We start from the raw sequence: 15,756 nt of genomic DNA, 5'->3' as shown, positions 1-15,756 counted from the left end.
TTTTATAATGTTATCATAGCAGAAATGCTACGTCAACGAATTTCTTTCACAGATTTCAGGATGTAGTACCCCTTCTTCTTCACGACCACTTCCACGTTGGAAAATAGTTCTTCCATTTTCTCCATGGCCGAAGGCGCACCCTGCTTCTTCTGGATCACAACCCATAGCTCGCCGTTTTCCGCCAGATGCTCTGCACTCTCTGTGAAGATCGCATGTACCGTTTCTTTACCTGCCCTGATCGGGGGATTGGTCAAGATTGCAGAGAACTTCTTCTCTTCTACTTGTTCAAAACGATCACTTTGGTAGATTTCCACATTCCCGACTCCGTTGGCCGCGGCATTTTCAGATGCAAGGGAAAGCGCCCTTTCATTTACATCGATCATATGGATCGTCCGTTCTGGAAACTCTTTCGCCAGAGACAATCCGATCGGACCGTAGCCACACCCTACATCCAGGACTGGCCCATCGACTCCGGGCAGTTCGAATGCATCGATCAGCACCCGTGAGCCGAAATCGACTTCTTTCTTCGAAAAGACACCATGATCGGTTTTGAACCGGAATGAACGGCCGCGAAGATCGAAGGTGAAGTGCTGGGGATCACTCCCGACTTCAGGATTTTGTGAATAATAGTGGTTTGTCACTGAAATCAACTCCTCTGATCTGCCTGACTGGGTCACGCAGGAATCCACCTGTGAGCGCACCACACAGGTAAAAGCAAGAAAAAAGCCCGCCATGATAGCGAGCTTTTCTTCTATAAGTTGAATTACTTAACTTCTACGCCAGCTCCAACTTCTTCAAGTTTAGCTTTAAGTTCTTCAGCTTCCTCTTTAGAAATACCTTCTTTAAGTGGTTTTGGAGTGTTATCAACAACTTCTTTCGCTTCTTTAAGGCCAAGACCTGTGATTTCGCGAACGACTTTGATGACTTTGATTTTTTGAGCTCCAGCGCTCTCAAGGATAACGTCGAATTCAGTTTTTTCAGCAGCAGCTTCTCCGCCACCAGCAGCTACAGCTACAGGTGCAGCAGCAGTTACTCCGAATTCTTCTTCGATTGCTTTAACTAGGTCGTTTAGTTCAAGAACTGACATTTCTTTGATCGCGTCAATGATTTGCTCTTTACTCATTTTATATTTCCTCCTTGTTATGGTTCGTTATTGGTTTTATTAAACGGCTTGCTTTAACTTACGCGCCTTGCTCTTCTTTTTGATCGGCAACGGCTTTTGTAGCCAACGCGAAGTTGCGCATTGGTGCTTGAAGCACGCTGAGTAGCATAGAAAGAAGTCCTTCGCGGCTTGGAAGTTCAGCAATTGCTTTAACATCCTCAACGGAAGTGATTTGACCTTCGATGACACCCGCTTTGATTTCAAGGTTTTCGTGATCTTTCGCGAAAGCGTTAAGGATCTTGGCAGGAGCTACAACTTCTTCCGTGCTGAACGCGATTGCGTTTGGACCAGTTAGGAATTCGTTAAGACCTTCAAGACCTGCTTCAGCAGCTGCACGACGTGTCATAGTGTTTTTGTACACTTTGAAGTCGATTCCAGCTTCGCGAAGTTGTTTACGAAGTTCAGTTACTTCGGAAACATCAAGTCCACGATAGTCAACAATGATTGTTGACACACTGTTTTTTAGTTTGTCAGAGATTTCTCCGACGATGTGTTGCTTTTGCTCTAGAATGCTGCTCATCATTACACCTCCTGTAGATTTACTGATGAACATTCATACCGTCATCCAATAAAAGATGCCCTTGCATCGGGTAGACACAAGGGCATTGCAAACACGCCGGAAGCATGTATTTTATCGCAATTACCTCGGTAGGGGATTAAGCCGGTGAAGGCTCCTACTGTCTACGGTACAAATGTATTCATTTTTCACAACAGGACTAATTATAACCATTAGCCTGCGGCAAGTCAATGCCAAATATTACTTAACAGCGAAAGTTGAAGGATCGACTTTAACGCCAGGTCCCATTGTAGAAGTTACGGAAACGTTCTTCACGTAAGTTCCTTTTGCTGCAGCAGGTTTAGCTTTAAGCATTGTGTCATACATCGTAGCAAAGTTTTCAACAAGCTTTTCGTTGTCGAAAGATACTTTACCAACCGGTACGTGTACGTTACCAGCTTTGTCAGCACGGTACTCAACTTTACCAGCTTTGATTTCGTTGACAGCTTTTTCAACGTCGAATGTAACAGTTCCAGTTTTAGGGTTTGGCATAAGGCCTTTTGGTCCCAATACGCGACCAAGCTTACCAACTTCACCCATCATGTCTGGAGTTGCAACGATTACGTCGAACTCGAACCAACCTTGGTTGATTTTGTTGATAAGGTCTGCATCACCTACGAAGTCAGCGCCAGCAGCTTCTGCTTCTTTTGCTTTTTCGCCTTTAGCGAATACAAGAACCTTTTGAGTTTTACCAGTACCGTGTGGAAGCACGACTGCTCCACGGATCTGCTGGTCGTTTTTACGAGTATCTACACCTAAGCGGAACGCTACTTCAACAGTCGCGTCAAACTTAGCGAAGTTTGTTTTCTTAACTAGTTCGATTGCTTCTTCAACTGAATAAGCAGTAGTACGATCTACTAGCTTTTGAGCTTCAAGAAACTTCTTGCCTTTTTTAGCCATTTTGAATATCCTCCTCATTGTGGTTTTAGCGGAATAACCTCCCACGAAATAAGGTTGCGAGAGTGAAACGTACATTTCATCATCGCAACCTCAGTCAACAGGAACTATAGCGGAAGCAGGGATTAGTCTTCGATGACGATTCCCATGCTGCGTGCAGTTCCTTCTACCATGCGCATAGCTGATTCAACGCTAGCTGCATTCAGGTCAGGCATTTTTGATTCAGCAATTTCACGTACTTTATCGCGTTTAAGTGTTGCCACTTTTTTGCTGTTCGGTTCGCCTGAACCAGACTCGATACCAGCTGCTTTCTTAAGCAATACAGCAGCAGGTGGAGTTTTAGTGATGAATGTAAATGAACGGTCTTCAAAAACCGTGATTTCAACAGGAATGATTAAGCCAGCTTGATCGGCTGTGCGAGCATTGAATTCCTTACAGAATCCCATGATGTTAACACCTGCTTGACCTAGTGCAGGACCAACTGGTGGAGCTGGATTAGCTTTACCGGCAGGAATCTGCAATTTAACCATTTTGATAACTTTTTTAGCCACGAGACACACCTCCTTAAGTCCGTGATGTGGTTATTGGGTTGTACACCCTCCCACTCATGTAAAAAATGTCTTTATCAACATAAAGAACGTCTATTAGGTTCAGTGGCTCTCGTCGAGACGCACTGACTTATGAAATAGTATCATTTTTTCAGAGTGATTTCAAGTTCTTTTCCATTATAATTTATCGACTTGAGAGAAATCAAGTTCAACCGGCGTATCGCGGCCGAACATATTGACGTGCACCTTGAGCTTCGTTTTGGAAGAGTCTATTTCTTCGATTGTCCCGGTGAAGTTCGCGAATGGACCTTCGTTGACCTTGACCGTTTCGCCGAGCTCATAATCCACTTCTACTTTCTTCTCGCTCATGCCCATCTGTTTCAACAGATTGGTCACTTCTTCCGGAAGCAGTGCCGTCGGTTTGGATCCGGATCCCGATGAACCGACGAATCCTGTCACACCCGGAGTATTCCGTACCACATACCATGAATCGTCCGTCATGACGATCTCAACGATGACATAACCCGGAAATACCTTCTTCTTGATTACTTTTTTCTTGCCGTTCTTGATATCTGTCTCTTCCTCTTCAGGCACGATGACACGGAAGATCTTATCTTGCATCCCCATGGTTTCTACGCGCTTTTCCAGGTTGGCTTTGACTTTGTTCTCATATCCTGAATACGTGTGGACCACATACCAATTCTTCTCCATATGTTAGGACTCTCCAGTCCGTCCCTCCTCGCTTAGTAAGAATACACTTCCATCATCTGCTTTCAGACAATGTAAAAAACCCGTAAAAGGTAACGGGCTCAAAGGTCAGTACTCTATTATCGTCCATTATACCATGCTTTGACGGTATATATACAGGTAAATCTCTGTTTCTTTTCTATTTTGAATCAATGAGGAGTCGCATGAGTTCTGATATACCAAGGTCGATCACCGTGAAGAACAAGGCGAAAACGATGACGGTCGTGATGACCGTGATGGTATAGCGCGTCAGCTCTTTGCGGGACGGCCAGCTAACCTTCCTCATTTCCGATGCTACGTTGCGAAAGAATTTAAACATCCGTTAGTAACCTCCAACTGTTATCAATGCTGTAGAGTTTCCGTCCCCGTCATTTTGTCTCTTTGTGAAGGGTATGGGAATTGCAAGTATTACAGAACTTCTTCAATTCTAATCGAACGGACTGATTCTGCTTGCCGGGTACGCTGTAGTTCCGCGAACCGCAAACGGTACAGGCCAGTATTAGTTTCTTTGTCATCTTATCACCCGGTCCGGACCCTATTCGGTCCATTGTAAGTCCTATCAAAAATAACACGGTCACCAAATTGTGTCAATACGGTTACATGGTTATTTCCCGGACTTCCAGGTAGCGTTCAAGCTTCCGCTTCACCCGCTGCAATGCGTTATCGATGGACTTCACATGGCGGTTCAGCTCTTCTGAGATTTCCTGGTAGGATTGGCCGTCGAGATACAAAGCCAGCACCTTCCGTTCAAGATCGCTCAGGAGCTCGGCCATCTTGTCTTCCATATTATCGAATTCTTCACGGTTGATGATGAGAGCTTCAGGATCCATGACTTTCGCACCTGAGATGACATCGAGCAGCGTTCTGTCCGATTCGTCATCATAAATCGGCTTGTCCAATGACACGTAGGAATTGAGCGGTATATGTTTCTGTCTCGTGGCTGTCTTGATGGCTGTAATGATCTGGCGGGTGATGCACAGTTCCGCGAACGCCTTGAAAGAGGTCAGCTTGTCCTCCCTGTAGTCGCGGATCGCCTTATAAAGGCCGATCATCCCTTCCTGCACGATATCTTCTTTATCTGCACCGATCAGGAAGTAGGAACGTGCTTTCGCCCTTACGAAATTACGATATTTCTTAATCAAATAATCCAGCGCTTCGCTATGACCCTGATGAACCGCTTCTATGATTGCTTCGTCATCCATTGTCACCAATTTCTCGTCAAATGCTTCTGTCCTGGTGATATTGCTCACAGACATCCCCCGCGCATAGCAATAGATAGAAATATTATACATTACAGAAAATTCAATCGTCAACCGGTCATCGCTCGCCGCGCCGCCATTTCTCAAAGATTTCAGCGACTTCATTCGACAACGGTATTTTCGTAGGGGGCTTTCGGTCTGTCGAATTTCGTACTTTTTTTTCGATTTTCTTTTCGATGGCATTTACTTCGTTCAGAAGTTCCCTTGCCGATTTGCGCAGGGCTCCCTGACCGAATATCGCCCACTGCTCCGTGAAGTCGGACGTCGCCACATGAATCTGCGTCTTGATGTTGTTGAGCTCGATGGCGAGTTTCTCGATCCGCTCATCGGCCGTCTCGTTCTCTTTGGTGAAAATCACTTCCACCTTGTAGTTATTGTATTTCCTTGCGATTCCCTGCACGTAATAGGCGTCGAATATGACGATCACCCGATAGCCGGTATACCCTTGGTATTCAGCCATCTGTTCCACCAGGCGGTCCCTGGCAGCCGACAAGTCCTTCTTCTTCAGCTCGTTCAGCTCGTGCCAGGCACCGATGATGTTATATCCGTCCACTAGGAGAATGTCCATGGCTATTCTCCCAGCGGGTGGCGATTGCGGTGAACCTCATACATTAAAATACTGGCTGCCACCGAGGCATTCAATGATGTCACATGTCCGATCATCGGCAGTTGGACCAGGAAGTCGCATTTATCCCTCAGGATCCTGCTCATCCCCTTGCCCTCGCTTCCGATGATCAAGCCGATTGGAAGCGTGCCGTCGAGCCGGCGGTAATCCTGACTGCCCTTGGCATCCGTACCGGCAATCCATACGCCGCGGTCCTTCAGTTCCTCGACCGCACGTGACAGGTTGGTGACGCGGGCCACGGGGATATGCTCAATGGCCCCGGTGGACGCTTTGGCCACTGTCGATGTCAAACCGACGGCGCGGCGTTTCGGGATGATGATCCCGTGTGCACCTGACGCATCAGCTGTCCGCATGATGGAACCGAGGTTATGTGGATCTTCAAGCTCGTCCAAGATCAGGAAGAAAGGATCCTCCCCCTTTTCCTGTGCCTTCTTGAAGAGATCATCGATTTCTGCATACTGATAAGCTGCAACCGATGCAACGACACCCTGATGATTCTCGGGAACCATTTGTTCAATTTTCTTCTTCGGTACGAACTGGACCAGGATATTGGAGTCCTTCGCCAGACCGATGACCTGCTGCATCGACCCCTTCTGGGATCCCTCCTGGATCCAAATCTTGTTGATATCACGCCCCGACTTCAATGCTTCGATGACGGGATTCCGTCCTCCAATAAAATCTAATTCATTACTCATGCTCTTTCCTCCTTTCCTTTTTGTTCAAAGATTAACGTGATCAGTTCTTCCAGCCGCTCGATGCGGTTTTGAAGGAAAAGAAATCCGATCAGGGCTTCAAAAGCTGTACTATGCTTATACGTCTGCACGTCTGTATTCTTGGGGGTGGTGCCGGATTTCGCGTTCCTTCCCCGTTTGACCACCAGGACTTCCTCTTCTGAGAGGATCTCCTCCTCGAACATCCACTTAAGGATCGCCGCCTGTGACTTTGCCGACACATAGCTTGTGGCAGCCCGGTGAAGTTGATTGGGCTTGACCCTGCCTTTGGTGAGGAGGAGTTGCCGCACGTAGGTTTCATATACGGCATCCCCCATATAGGCCAAGGCCAATGGATTCATTTGTTTCGCATCGATGTGCTCATTCGTTTCGTACAGCATCGTCAACCTCTTTTCCAGCGCGTGCCTTGAGGAGTGTCTTCAAGAATGATATTCCGGGCTTTCAACGTATCACGGATTTCATCCGCCAATTGGAAGTCACGGTCCTTACGAGCTTGTAGCCGCTTCTCGATGAGTTCATCGATCTCTTCATCTACAAGTTCCTCACTGGCAAGGGAGAGACCTAGCACGCCGAAGAACTCTTCGAACTGGGCGAGGAATGAATCGATGACAGCCGTCGATGTGTTTTTTTCCATAAGGTAATAGTTCGCCTGCCTGGAAAGTTCGAACAGGGAGGAGATCCCGTTCGCCGTGTTGAAGTCATCGTCCATCGCTTCGATGAATTGGTCTTTGAGGCCCGCGACTTTGTCGAACCATTCTTGATCGTGATCCGCAAGATTGGCACTCGTTTCCTTGCGGTGCTGGAGATTATCATAAGAGGTACGGATACGGTCCAGGGCCGTCTTGGCATTCTCCAGAAGCTCAAGGTTATAGTTGATCGGATGGCGGTAATGGACCGACAGCATGAAGAAACGAAGGACCTGCGGGTCATGTTCCTTGATGATGTCGTGGACCAATACAAAGTTCCCCAGTGACTTCGACATCTTTTCGTTATCAATATTGATATATCCATTATGAAGCCAGTATTTCGCGAACGGTTTTCCGGTCAATGCCTCTGACTGGGCAATCTCATTTTCGTGATGGGGGAATGTGAGATCCTGTCCGCCTGCGTGAATATCGATCGTATCCCCGAGGTAGCGCTTCGCCATGGCCGAGCACTCGATATGCCAGCCGGGACGTCCATGCCCCCAAGGGCTTTCCCATGAGATTTCCCCTTCTTTCGCCGATTTCCAGAGGACGAAATCGAGTTCGTCTTCTTTTTTGTCACCCACATCGATCCGCGCCCCGACCTTCAACTCGTCGATGGACTGATGGGACAGCTTCCCATATCCGTCAAACTTCCTTGTGCGGTAGTAAACATCGCCTTGTGATTCATAGGCAAATCCTTTATCGACAAGGGCTGAGATGAATTCAATGATGGTATCGATGTTATCCGTCACGGTCGGGTGGATATCGGCTTTCTGGCATCCGAGAGCCCCGGTGTCTTCAAAGTATGCGTCGATGAAACGCTTGGCGATCGTCGGTACCTCTTCACCAAGCTCGTTGGCTGCCTTGATGAGCTTATCGTCGACATCGGTGAAGTTTGAGACGAATTTCACATCATAGTCCCGATACTCCAAGTATCGGCGTACCGTATCGAATACGATCGCCGGTCGGGCATTCCCGATATGGATGTAGTTGTAGACCGTGGGTCCGCACACGTACATCTTGACCTTTCCTTCTTCAAGCGGCTTGAATTCTTCCTTTTGTCTTGTGAGTGTATTATATAAACGGATCGTCAAGACGATCGACTCCTTCCATGTTCCTCTTGTAATAGAATCCTGAGTTCTTCGATTTCTGCTTGCAGCTGTTTGATCCGGTCATTGATCGGATCCGGCAGGTCGCAGTGGTTCAGGTCCTTCTGGATCTTCACCCCGTCCTGGATCACGACCTTCCCTGGGATGCCCACGACAGTGGAGTTCGCCGGGACATCCTTCAAGACGACCGATCCTGCCCCTACTTTAGAATTTTCCCCAACTACGATGGAACCTAACACTTTCGCTCCCGTCGCGATGAGGGCATTGTCCCTTATCGTAGGGTGCCGCTTTCCTTTTTCTTTACCCGTACCCCCGAGTGTGACCCCCTGGAACAAGGTGACGTTGTCCCCGATCTCACACGTTTCACCGATGACCACGCCCATCCCGTGATCGATGAAGAACCGGCGTCCGATCTTGGCGCCAGGATGGATCTCCACTCCGGTGAAGAACCGGCTGATCTGAGAAATAACGCGGGCCAGGAAGAAGAATCTCCGCTTGAAAAATGCGTGGGCCACCCTGTGGGCCCAGATGGCATGTAGTCCCGAATACGTGAGGACCACTTCAAAATAATTCCTCGCCGCCGGATCTTGATCGAACACGACATCGATGTCTTCTTTAAATGTCTTGAACATGCCCATCCCCCTCCTTTCAATCGCTCAATAAAAAAACGCCCCTGTCAAATGACAGAGACGCTGTAGGCAAGCGCGGTTCCACTCTGATTGGGATCACTCCCCAACTCGGATCCTGTTAACGGTGGAAGCCGCCATCACCTACTTATATGTTCAGCAACGGACTCAGAGGTGCATTTCAGGAACGGAGGGGCTCAGACCACTTTCAGCCGGTGATGGTCCTCTCTAGTCAGCATCCGTATCCCTACTTCTCCTCTTCAACGCGATTTATCCAATTCGTGATACTCTTACTATATTACATTCCCTGCGAAATGTTAACCTAAAAGTCCTTTAAGGCGAAGTTTCACTTTATCTTTCCCCAACAACTCAATGGCATTCGGAAGTTCCGGACCATGTGTCTGACCGGTAACGGCCACGCGGATCGGCATGAAGAGCTTCTTGCCTTTGTGTCCCGTCGACTTCTGGACATTTTTGATGGACTTTTTAATTTCTGCAGCTTCGTAGTTCTCTAAGGAATCGATCTCCTCAAGGAATGCACGAAGCACTTCAGGGACCTCTTCCTCGTCCAATACCGCTTTCGCTTCTGCATCATATTCCAGATCATCTTTGAAGAACATCTCTGAAAGCTCGACGATTTCAGCTCCGAAGCTCATTTGCTCCTGGTAGAGACCGACAACGCGACGAACCCACTCATGCTCTTCTGCAGTCGGGTTCCCGCTGATCTTGCCTGCTTTGATCAAATGCGGTTCAGCAAGAGCGACCACCTGATCAAGGTCCAGGGCTTTCATATACTGGTTGTTCATCCACGTCAGCTTCTGATTATCGAACAGGGCAGACGATGTGGAAAGGCGCTCAGGGTCGAAGATCTTGATGAATTCTTCCCTAGAGAACAACTCGTCTTCTCCTTTTGGCGACCAGCCAAGCAGGGCGATGAAGTTGAAGAGCGCTTCAGGCAGATAGCCGAGGGCTTCATACTGCTCGATGAACTGGATGATGCTCTCATCACGCTTACTCAGCTTCTTGCGGCTTTCATTCACGATCAGGGTCATATGACCATATACCGGCGGCTCCCAGCCTAGGGCATCAAAGATCATGAGCTGCTTCGGTGTATTGGAGATATGGTCCTCTCCGCGAAGCACATGGGAAATCTTCATAAGGTAATCATCGACTGCTACGGCAAAGTTATACGTCGGTGTACCGTCTTTCTTCCCGATGACAAAATCACCGATCCCGTCGGATTCGAATGATACTTCTTCCTTCACGATATCGTTGAAAGAAAATACGCGACCTTCCGGCACACGGAAACGGATGCTCGGCTGACGTCCTTCCGCTGCAAGCTTCTCCTGCTCTTCTGCTGTCAGGTTGCGGCATTTGCCGGAGTAGCGTGGCATCTGGCCGGATGCGCTTTGGGCTTCCCGTTCAGCTTCCAGCTCCTCTTCCGTACAATAGCATTTATAAGCTTTTCCGCTTTCAAGAAGCTCATTCAAATACTGTTCGTAAATATGGTTCCGCTCGGATTGACGATAAGGGCCGTATTCGCCTTCCTTATCCACACTTTCATCCCAGTCGATCCCAAGCCACTGAAGATACTTGAGCTGGCTTTCTTCTCCGCCTTCAATGTTCCGCTTCTTATCCGTATCCTCGATGCGGATGATGAATTTCCCGCCCACACTGCGGGCATATAGATAGTTGAATAGGGCCGTACGGGCATTACCGATATGTAAATGACCCGTTGGACTCGGGGCATAACGTACGCGTACTTCGTTTGACATATTCGTTCCTCCTCTATGATTCTGCTTGTATTAGTTTACCACCGTTCGAAACCGGAATAAAGGGTCTTACTTTTGCTTCACCAGAACCGTCGTCTGAGCAGCGATCCCTTCTCCGCGTCCGGTGAAACCAAGTTTTTCGGATGTTGTGGCCTTTACATTCACCTGTGATGGATCCGCTTCGAGAAGCTCGGCGATCCTTGCTCTCATCTCATCGATATATGGGGCCATCTTCGGCTTTTGGGCGATGATGGTGCAATCGATATTCCCCAGTTCATAGCCTTCCTCTTTGACCATTGTCCATACATGCTGAAGCAGCTTGGCCGAATCTGCATCCTTAAACTCCTCTTCGGTATCGGGGAAATGTTTCCCGATATCACCGGCAGCAATGGCACCGAGACAGGCATCCGCCACGGCATGAAGAAGGACGTCGGCATCAGAATGCCCCAGAAGCCCTTTCTCATACGGGATCGTGATGCCGCCCATGATCAATGGACGATCCTCCACTAGTTGATGCACATCGAAGCCTTGTCCGATTCTAAACATGATGTTTTCCTCCTTCAGTTCTCTTCTTCAGTATCGCCTCGGCAAAAAACATATCCTCCGGCGTCGTCAGTTTGATATTGTCATAATCACTTTCCACGATGGACACGTCTTCTCCAAGACGCTCCACGAGAGAAGCGTCATCGGTCCCGAGGAACCCTTCGTCCCTTGCTGCATCGTGGGCTTTTTTCAAGGATGAAACGCGAAAAGCCTGTGGGGTCTGCACCATCCACAAGCTTGAGCGCTCGATCGTTTCTTCGACTTTCCCATCCATGACTTTCTTGATGGTATCCTTTACCGGAACCGCGGCAATCGCCCCACCTGTCTCCCCAGCCCGCTCAGCGAGCTCGTGGATGACCGACCGGGAAATGAACGGCCTGGCACCATCATGAACGAGTACGACTTCATGATCGACCTCAAGCAATGCCTGATAGACGCTATCCTGTCTTTCTTTCCCCCCGTCGACGAGTCGGATATCCTTACCGATATCATGACGATCGATCAGAGCGTCGAACTCCTCCCGTTCATCGGGATGGATAGCAACAAAGATCCCCTGGCACAGGGGATCCCGGTCGAACACTTGAAGGGTATGGACAATGATGGGTGCCCCGTCCAACTCAAGAAGCAGCTTATTCCGATCCGCTTTCATCCGTTTGCCCCTTCCGGCAGCCGGGATGACCACTTGATACTCCATATGATTAACTCCTTTGACTTCCTCTAGTATTCATCCATTATACCTTACCGGGTCAAAGGAGTCAGGCTTAGAGCGCTTTTTCCAATTGTTTCGGCTTTGCGAAGATCATCCGCCCCGCGGAGGTCTGCAGTACCGAAGTGACAAGGACATCGATATATTTGCCGATGTAGTTGCGCCCTTCCTCCACGACGATCATCGTTCCGTCATCGAGGTAGGCAATGCCCTGATTATGCTCTTTACCGTCTTTGATCACCTGTACCTTCAGTTCTTCACCAGGAAGGACCACAGGCTTAACGGCGTTTGCCAGGTCATTGATATTCAATACTTGTACCCCTTGAAGGTCACATACCTTATTCAGGTTGAAATCATTGGTCACAACGATTCCGTTCGTGAGTTTCGCAAGCTTCACAAGCTTGGAATCCACCTCTTGGATCTCTTCGAAGTCCCCTTCATAGATCTGGACCTCAACCGGCAATTCCTTCTGGATGCGGTTCAGGATATCCAGTCCGCGGCGTCCACGATTCCGCTTCAATACATCGGATGAATCCGCGATATGCTGGAGCTCTTCGAGGACGAACTGAGGAATGACGATGATCCCTTCGAGGAATCCTGTCTGACAGATGTCTGCGATACGTCCGTCGATGATCACGCTTGTATCGAGGATCTTGAGCGTCTTCACGGCGTTCGCCTCATCATCTTCTTCGGAATCTTTCTTCTTCGAACGAGAATTACCGAAGAGCCCTACCATTTCATCCCGCTTCTTGAAGCCGACCTGGAAACCAAGATACCCAAGCAGCAAGGTCAAGAGTACCGGTACGACCGCATTCAAAATCGGGAATTCAAGCTGATTGACGGCAATTCCCAACAGGTACGCCACAATCAATCCGATAATCAGACCAAGACTTCCAAAGAGCAAATCCGTCACCGGGGCCTTTACCAAACTATCTTCGAACCATTTGACAAAGTTCACCACATACTCGACTGCCCAGAACGAAATAATATAAAAAATAATGGCACCTAATATAGCAGTCATATATGCATTATTGATTAATGAAATATCCGCCATGTTGATGACCGACAATAACTCCGGAATCAATAGGATCCCTAGTGTACCACCTACGATAAGGAAGCATGCCTGAACGATTCTTTTTAACATACCTTCACCTCCTCCTATCCATTATAAACAATTTATGATTTTTAAAACGTGAGATTCTTGACTAATTTTCTTCAATTTCACGAATGATGATAGAGGCCCTCATGAAAAGGCTAACACTCGGGGATTGCACTGTCAATTTTTTGGAAACAGGGCATTTCTCCCTTTTATCAAACCGGGACTTGTGTGCTATAATTGCCGGTCAGCGAACGTTTGTTCCTTTATGAGCTTGAGACCTTCTTTAATCTTGCGCGCCCTCACTTCCCCGATCCCTTCCACTTCATCGAGGTCTTCCACTGTCGCTTTCACAATGTGATGAAGGGCATCATACTCATTGATCACGTTCTCAATGATCACGATCGGAAGACGCGGGATCTTATTCAATACACGGTATCCGCGCGGGAACATCGCCTCATCATGATGAGGGTAGCCTTGATAGCCAAGGAGCTTCAGGAGCACATTGTCTTCAAGCACCTCGGAGCGCACAAGCTCCTGGAACTTGTATAGAAGCTCGAATGCCTTGACGTTTCGGTCCATGGCGTAATCCCGGAAGATCAGCATCGCCTCGCTCTCGATGTCTGAAAGGAGTTCATTCATCTGCAGGCGGATCAGTCTTCCCTCAGTACCGAGTTCACTCAAATACGTAAGAAGCTCATTTTTGATCCTGAGAACCATTTCGAATCGATGGAGAACCTGAAGCAGGTCGCTCTGGGTCACCAACTCTTCAAACTCCAGAACCGATAGATTGGAGATGCTCTGGTCGAGGACGACCTTATATTTCTCCAGTGTCTGCACAGCCTGATTGGCTTTGGTCAGGATGACGGAAATGTCCTTCAGGGCGTATCGGAAATTGCCCTGGTACAGGGTGATGACGTTACGGCGCTGTGAGATGGCAATGACAAGGGCATTCGTCTGCCTTGCCACCCTCTCTGCCGTACGATGCCTCATCCCTGTTTCCGTGGAAGGCACATACACATCAGGGGCAAGCTGGGCATTCGCCAGGATGATCTTCGTCCCTGATTCGTTCAGGACGATTGCCCCGTCCATTTTCGCCAGCTCATACAGATAGCTGGGTGAAAACGGACAGTTGATATGAAAGCCGCCGTCGAGGACGGACTTGACCTTGTCGTTATATCCGACGACGATCAATCCGCCGGTATTGGCCCTGAGCACATTATCGATGCCATCCCGGATAGGGGCACCGGGGGCGACGAACTGTAAAATGTCCGATATGGATTTATCCTTAGCCTTTTTATCTTCCATTTTGTTATCCTCCTAAAATCATACCCAACGCTTGATGGATATCGGATACACCGACCACTTCGATTCCGCCCGGTGCCTGCCAACCCCCGATATTGTTCTGAGGGATGATGACGCGCTGGAAGCCAAGCTTCGCCGCTTCCTGCACCCTCTGCTCGATTCGTGAGACGCGCCGGATCTCCCCGGTCAGCCCCACTTCCCCGATGATGCAATCCTGTGCGCGTGAGGCTTTGTCCCTGAAGCTTGAAGCAATGCTCGCCGCTACGGCCAAATCGATAGCCGGCTCATCCAGCTTCACTCCACCTGCGACCTTAAGGTAGGCATCCTGTTGCTGAAGGAGCATCCCCGCCCGCTTCTCAAGAACAGCCATGATCAGGGAGACCCTGCTATGGTCGATTCCAGTTGCCATACGTCTCGGGTTATTGAAGCTCGTCGGTGTGACGAGGGCTTGGATTTCCACAAGCACCGGCCTTGTTCCTTCCATGGATGCAACGACCGTCGAACCGGCCGATCCCTGTGAACGTTCTTCGAGGAAGATCTCCGAAGGATTTGCGACTTCTTCAAGACCCAGCTCCTTCATTTCGAAGATCCCCATCTCATTCGTAGAACCGAAACGGTTTTTCACCGCCCTCAAGATTCTGTAGGAATGGTGGCGCTCCCCTTCGAAATAAAGCACGGTGTCGACCATATGCTCCAGCAGGCGTGGACCGGCAATGGATCCTTCCTTGGTCACATGTCCGACGATGAAAATGGCAATCCCTTTCGTCTTACCGATCCGCATCAATTCCGCCGTACATTCCCGCACCTGCGATACGCTCCCCGGCGCCGAAGTGACCTCCGGATGATAGATGGTCTGAATGGAGTCGATGATGACAAAGTCGGGTGAAAGCTGATCGATGGTCTGGTGGATCGACTGCAGGTTGGTTTCTGCATATATGTATAGGTCATCAGCCGTGATATTCAGCCGGTCCGCACGCAGTTTGGTCTGCTTGATGGACTCTTCACCTGAGATATAAAGTACTTTTTGCTTTTGTTCGGCAAGCTGTGAAGATACTTGCAACAGCAGGGTGGATTTCCCTATTCCCGGGTCTCCCCCTATCAACACAAGTGATCCCGGCACCACTCCGCCTCCAAGTACACGGTTGAGCTCTTTGGAATCAGTAAGGACACGGGGCTCTTGCATCGTCTCGATGGATGTCAGTTTTTCAGCCTTTGATGGCCCTTCGCTGTGTTGGAATGCACCTCGGGGCTGCTTACCCGTAATCGCCACTTCTTCCACCATCGTGTTCCACTCATTACATCCGGGACATTTCCCCATCCATTTTGCTGATTCATACCCGCAGGATGAACATACGAATTTTGTCTTCTTTTTTGCCAAAACGATCCTA

General features: G+C 48.8%; 20 protein-coding genes and 2 other annotated features. All 20 genes read right to left on the bottom strand.

The window, feature by feature from the left end:
• Positions 1-32: 32 nt before the first annotated feature.
• Positions 33-641, bottom strand: coding sequence for a class I SAM-dependent methyltransferase (locus D5E69_RS00690; RefSeq protein ID WP_048007646.1), 609 nt, complete (start codon positions 639-641; stop codon positions 33-35).
• Between the two features lie 122 nt (positions 642-763).
• Complete coding sequence (gene rplL / locus D5E69_RS00685; RefSeq protein WP_048007601.1) at positions 764-1,123, bottom strand: 50S ribosomal protein L7/L12; 360 nt, start codon at positions 1,121-1,123, stop codon at positions 764-766.
• Between the two features lie 58 nt (positions 1,124-1,181).
• Positions 1,182-1,682, bottom strand: a complete 501-nt coding sequence (gene rplJ, locus D5E69_RS00680; protein ID WP_048007600.1) for a 50S ribosomal protein L10 — start codon at positions 1,680-1,682, stop codon at positions 1,182-1,184.
• 42 nt (positions 1,683-1,724) lie between these two features.
• Positions 1,725-1,867 (bottom strand) — a sequence feature (ribosomal protein L10 leader region).
• Positions 1,868-1,919: 52 nt separating this feature from the next.
• On the bottom strand, positions 1,920-2,618 hold the full coding sequence (rplA, locus tag D5E69_RS00675; protein ID WP_048007599.1) for a 50S ribosomal protein L1: 699 nt from the start codon (positions 2,616-2,618) through the stop codon (positions 1,920-1,922).
• A gap of 122 nt (positions 2,619-2,740) precedes the next feature.
• The gene (gene rplK, locus D5E69_RS00670) at positions 2,741-3,166 is read right to left on the bottom strand and encodes a 50S ribosomal protein L11 (protein WP_048007598.1); all 426 of its coding nucleotides are present in this window, start codon (positions 3,164-3,166) and stop codon (positions 2,741-2,743) included.
• Between the two features lie 174 nt (positions 3,167-3,340).
• The gene (gene nusG / locus D5E69_RS00665; protein ID WP_048007597.1) at positions 3,341-3,874 is read right to left on the bottom strand and encodes a transcription termination/antitermination protein NusG; all 534 of its coding nucleotides are present in this window, start codon (positions 3,872-3,874) and stop codon (positions 3,341-3,343) included.
• A gap of 175 nt (positions 3,875-4,049) precedes the next feature.
• On the bottom strand, positions 4,050-4,229 hold the full coding sequence (secE, locus tag D5E69_RS00660; protein WP_048007596.1) for a preprotein translocase subunit SecE: 180 nt from the start codon (positions 4,227-4,229) through the stop codon (positions 4,050-4,052).
• Between the two features lie 49 nt (positions 4,230-4,278).
• Entirely contained in the window at positions 4,279-4,425 is a 147-nt protein-coding gene (gene rpmG / locus D5E69_RS00655) for a 50S ribosomal protein L33 (protein WP_079513658.1), read from the bottom strand.
• 81 nt (positions 4,426-4,506) lie between these two features.
• A complete protein-coding gene (gene sigH, locus D5E69_RS00650) occupies positions 4,507-5,166 on the bottom strand; it encodes an RNA polymerase sporulation sigma factor SigH (protein WP_048007595.1) in 660 nt (219 codons plus the stop codon).
• Between the two features lie 61 nt (positions 5,167-5,227).
• Entirely contained in the window at positions 5,228-5,737 is a 510-nt protein-coding gene (locus D5E69_RS00645) for an NYN domain-containing protein (protein WP_048007594.1), read from the bottom strand.
• Positions 5,738-5,739: 2 nt separating this feature from the next.
• Positions 5,740-6,489 (bottom strand): 23S rRNA (guanosine(2251)-2'-O)-methyltransferase RlmB, encoded by a 750-nt coding sequence (gene rlmB / locus D5E69_RS00640; RefSeq protein WP_048007593.1) that lies wholly within the window; start codon positions 6,487-6,489, stop codon positions 5,740-5,742.
• Positions 6,486-6,905 (bottom strand): Mini-ribonuclease 3, encoded by a 420-nt coding sequence (locus D5E69_RS00635; protein ID WP_048007592.1) that lies wholly within the window; start codon positions 6,903-6,905, stop codon positions 6,486-6,488. The genes rlmB and D5E69_RS00635 overlap by 4 nt, the downstream gene beginning before the upstream one ends.
• Before the next feature lie 2 nt (positions 6,906-6,907).
• Complete coding sequence (gene cysS, locus D5E69_RS00630; RefSeq protein ID WP_048007591.1) at positions 6,908-8,305, bottom strand: cysteine--tRNA ligase; 1,398 nt, start codon at positions 8,303-8,305, stop codon at positions 6,908-6,910.
• Positions 8,302-8,952: a serine O-acetyltransferase gene (gene cysE / locus D5E69_RS00625; RefSeq protein WP_048007590.1), complete on the bottom strand. Its 651-nt coding sequence runs from the start codon at positions 8,950-8,952 to the stop codon at positions 8,302-8,304. Before cysE ends, cysS begins: the two co-directional genes overlap by 4 nt.
• Positions 8,953-9,002: 50 nt before the next feature.
• Positions 9,003-9,219, bottom strand: a binding site (T-box leader).
• A 44-nt stretch (positions 9,220-9,263) separates the two neighbouring features.
• Positions 9,264-10,721, bottom strand: a complete 1,458-nt coding sequence (gene gltX / locus D5E69_RS00620; RefSeq protein ID WP_048007589.1) for a glutamate--tRNA ligase — start codon at positions 10,719-10,721, stop codon at positions 9,264-9,266.
• 66 nt (positions 10,722-10,787) lie between these two features.
• Positions 10,788-11,264, bottom strand: coding sequence for a 2-C-methyl-D-erythritol 2,4-cyclodiphosphate synthase (gene ispF / locus D5E69_RS00615; RefSeq protein ID WP_048007588.1), 477 nt, complete (start codon positions 11,262-11,264; stop codon positions 10,788-10,790).
• Positions 11,257-11,955, bottom strand: a complete 699-nt coding sequence (ispD, locus tag D5E69_RS00610; protein ID WP_048013965.1) for a 2-C-methyl-D-erythritol 4-phosphate cytidylyltransferase — start codon at positions 11,953-11,955, stop codon at positions 11,257-11,259. Before ispD ends, ispF begins: the two co-directional genes overlap by 8 nt.
• Before the next feature lie 67 nt (positions 11,956-12,022).
• The gene (locus D5E69_RS00605; RefSeq protein ID WP_048007586.1) at positions 12,023-13,111 is read right to left on the bottom strand and encodes a PIN/TRAM domain-containing protein; all 1,089 of its coding nucleotides are present in this window, start codon (positions 13,109-13,111) and stop codon (positions 12,023-12,025) included.
• 186 nt (positions 13,112-13,297) lie between these two features.
• Positions 13,298-14,371: a DNA integrity scanning diadenylate cyclase DisA gene (gene disA / locus D5E69_RS00600; RefSeq protein WP_048007585.1), complete on the bottom strand. Its 1,074-nt coding sequence runs from the start codon at positions 14,369-14,371 to the stop codon at positions 13,298-13,300.
• A 4-nt stretch (positions 14,372-14,375) separates the two neighbouring features.
• Positions 14,376-15,746, bottom strand: coding sequence for a DNA repair protein RadA (radA, locus tag D5E69_RS00595; RefSeq protein WP_048007584.1), 1,371 nt, complete (start codon positions 15,744-15,746; stop codon positions 14,376-14,378).
• Positions 15,747-15,756 lie beyond the last annotated feature (10 nt).

The sequence above is a fragment of the Rossellomorea marisflavi genome (assembly GCF_009806575.1).
Classification (GTDB): domain Bacteria; phylum Bacillota; class Bacilli; order Bacillales; family Bacillaceae_B; genus Rossellomorea; species Rossellomorea marisflavi_A.
Note: the sequence above shows the minus strand (reverse complement) of the source record. Positions and strands in the feature narration are given on the sequence as shown.

Bases quoted from the DNA above. Each gene is read 5' to 3' on its own strand.
- rplL (WP_048007601.1), bottom strand. From the start codon at position 1,123: ATGAGTAAAGAGCAAATCATTGACGCGATCAAAGAAATGTCAGTTCTT.
- rplJ (WP_048007600.1), bottom strand. From the start codon at position 1,682: ATGAGCAGCATTCTAGAGCAAAAGCAACACATCGTCGGAGAAATCTCT.
- rplA (WP_048007599.1), bottom strand. From the start codon at position 2,618: ATGGCTAAAAAAGGCAAGAAGTTTCTTGAAGCTCAAAAGCTAGTAGAT.
- nusG (WP_048007597.1), bottom strand. From the start codon at position 3,874: ATGGAGAAGAATTGGTATGTGGTCCACACGTATTCAGGATATGAGAAC.
- secE (WP_048007596.1), bottom strand. From the start codon at position 4,229: ATGTTTAAATTCTTTCGCAACGTAGCATCGGAAATGAGGAAGGTTAGC.
- rpmG (WP_079513658.1), bottom strand. From the start codon at position 4,425: ATGACAAAGAAACTAATACTGGCCTGTACCGTTTGCGGTTCGCGGAAC.
- sigH (WP_048007595.1), bottom strand. From the start codon at position 5,166: ATGTCTGTGAGCAATATCACCAGGACAGAAGCATTTGACGAGAAATTG.
- D5E69_RS00645 (WP_048007594.1), bottom strand. From the start codon at position 5,737: ATGGACATTCTCCTAGTGGACGGATATAACATCATCGGTGCCTGGCAC.
- rlmB (WP_048007593.1), bottom strand. From the start codon at position 6,489: ATGAGTAATGAATTAGATTTTATTGGAGGACGGAATCCCGTCATCGAA.
- D5E69_RS00635 (WP_048007592.1), bottom strand. From the start codon at position 6,905: ATGCTGTACGAAACGAATGAGCACATCGATGCGAAACAAATGAATCCA.
- cysE (WP_048007590.1), bottom strand. From the start codon at position 8,952: ATGTTCAAGACATTTAAAGAAGACATCGATGTCGTGTTCGATCAAGAT.
- gltX (WP_048007589.1), bottom strand. From the start codon at position 10,721: ATGTCAAACGAAGTACGCGTACGTTATGCCCCGAGTCCAACGGGTCAT.
- ispF (WP_048007588.1), bottom strand. From the start codon at position 11,264: ATGTTTAGAATCGGACAAGGCTTCGATGTGCATCAACTAGTGGAGGAT.
- ispD (WP_048013965.1), bottom strand. From the start codon at position 11,955: ATGGAGTATCAAGTGGTCATCCCGGCTGCCGGAAGGGGCAAACGGATG.
- D5E69_RS00605 (WP_048007586.1), bottom strand. From the start codon at position 13,111: ATGTTAAAAAGAATCGTTCAGGCATGCTTCCTTATCGTAGGTGGTACA.
- disA (WP_048007585.1), bottom strand. From the start codon at position 14,371: ATGGAAGATAAAAAGGCTAAGGATAAATCCATATCGGACATTTTACAG.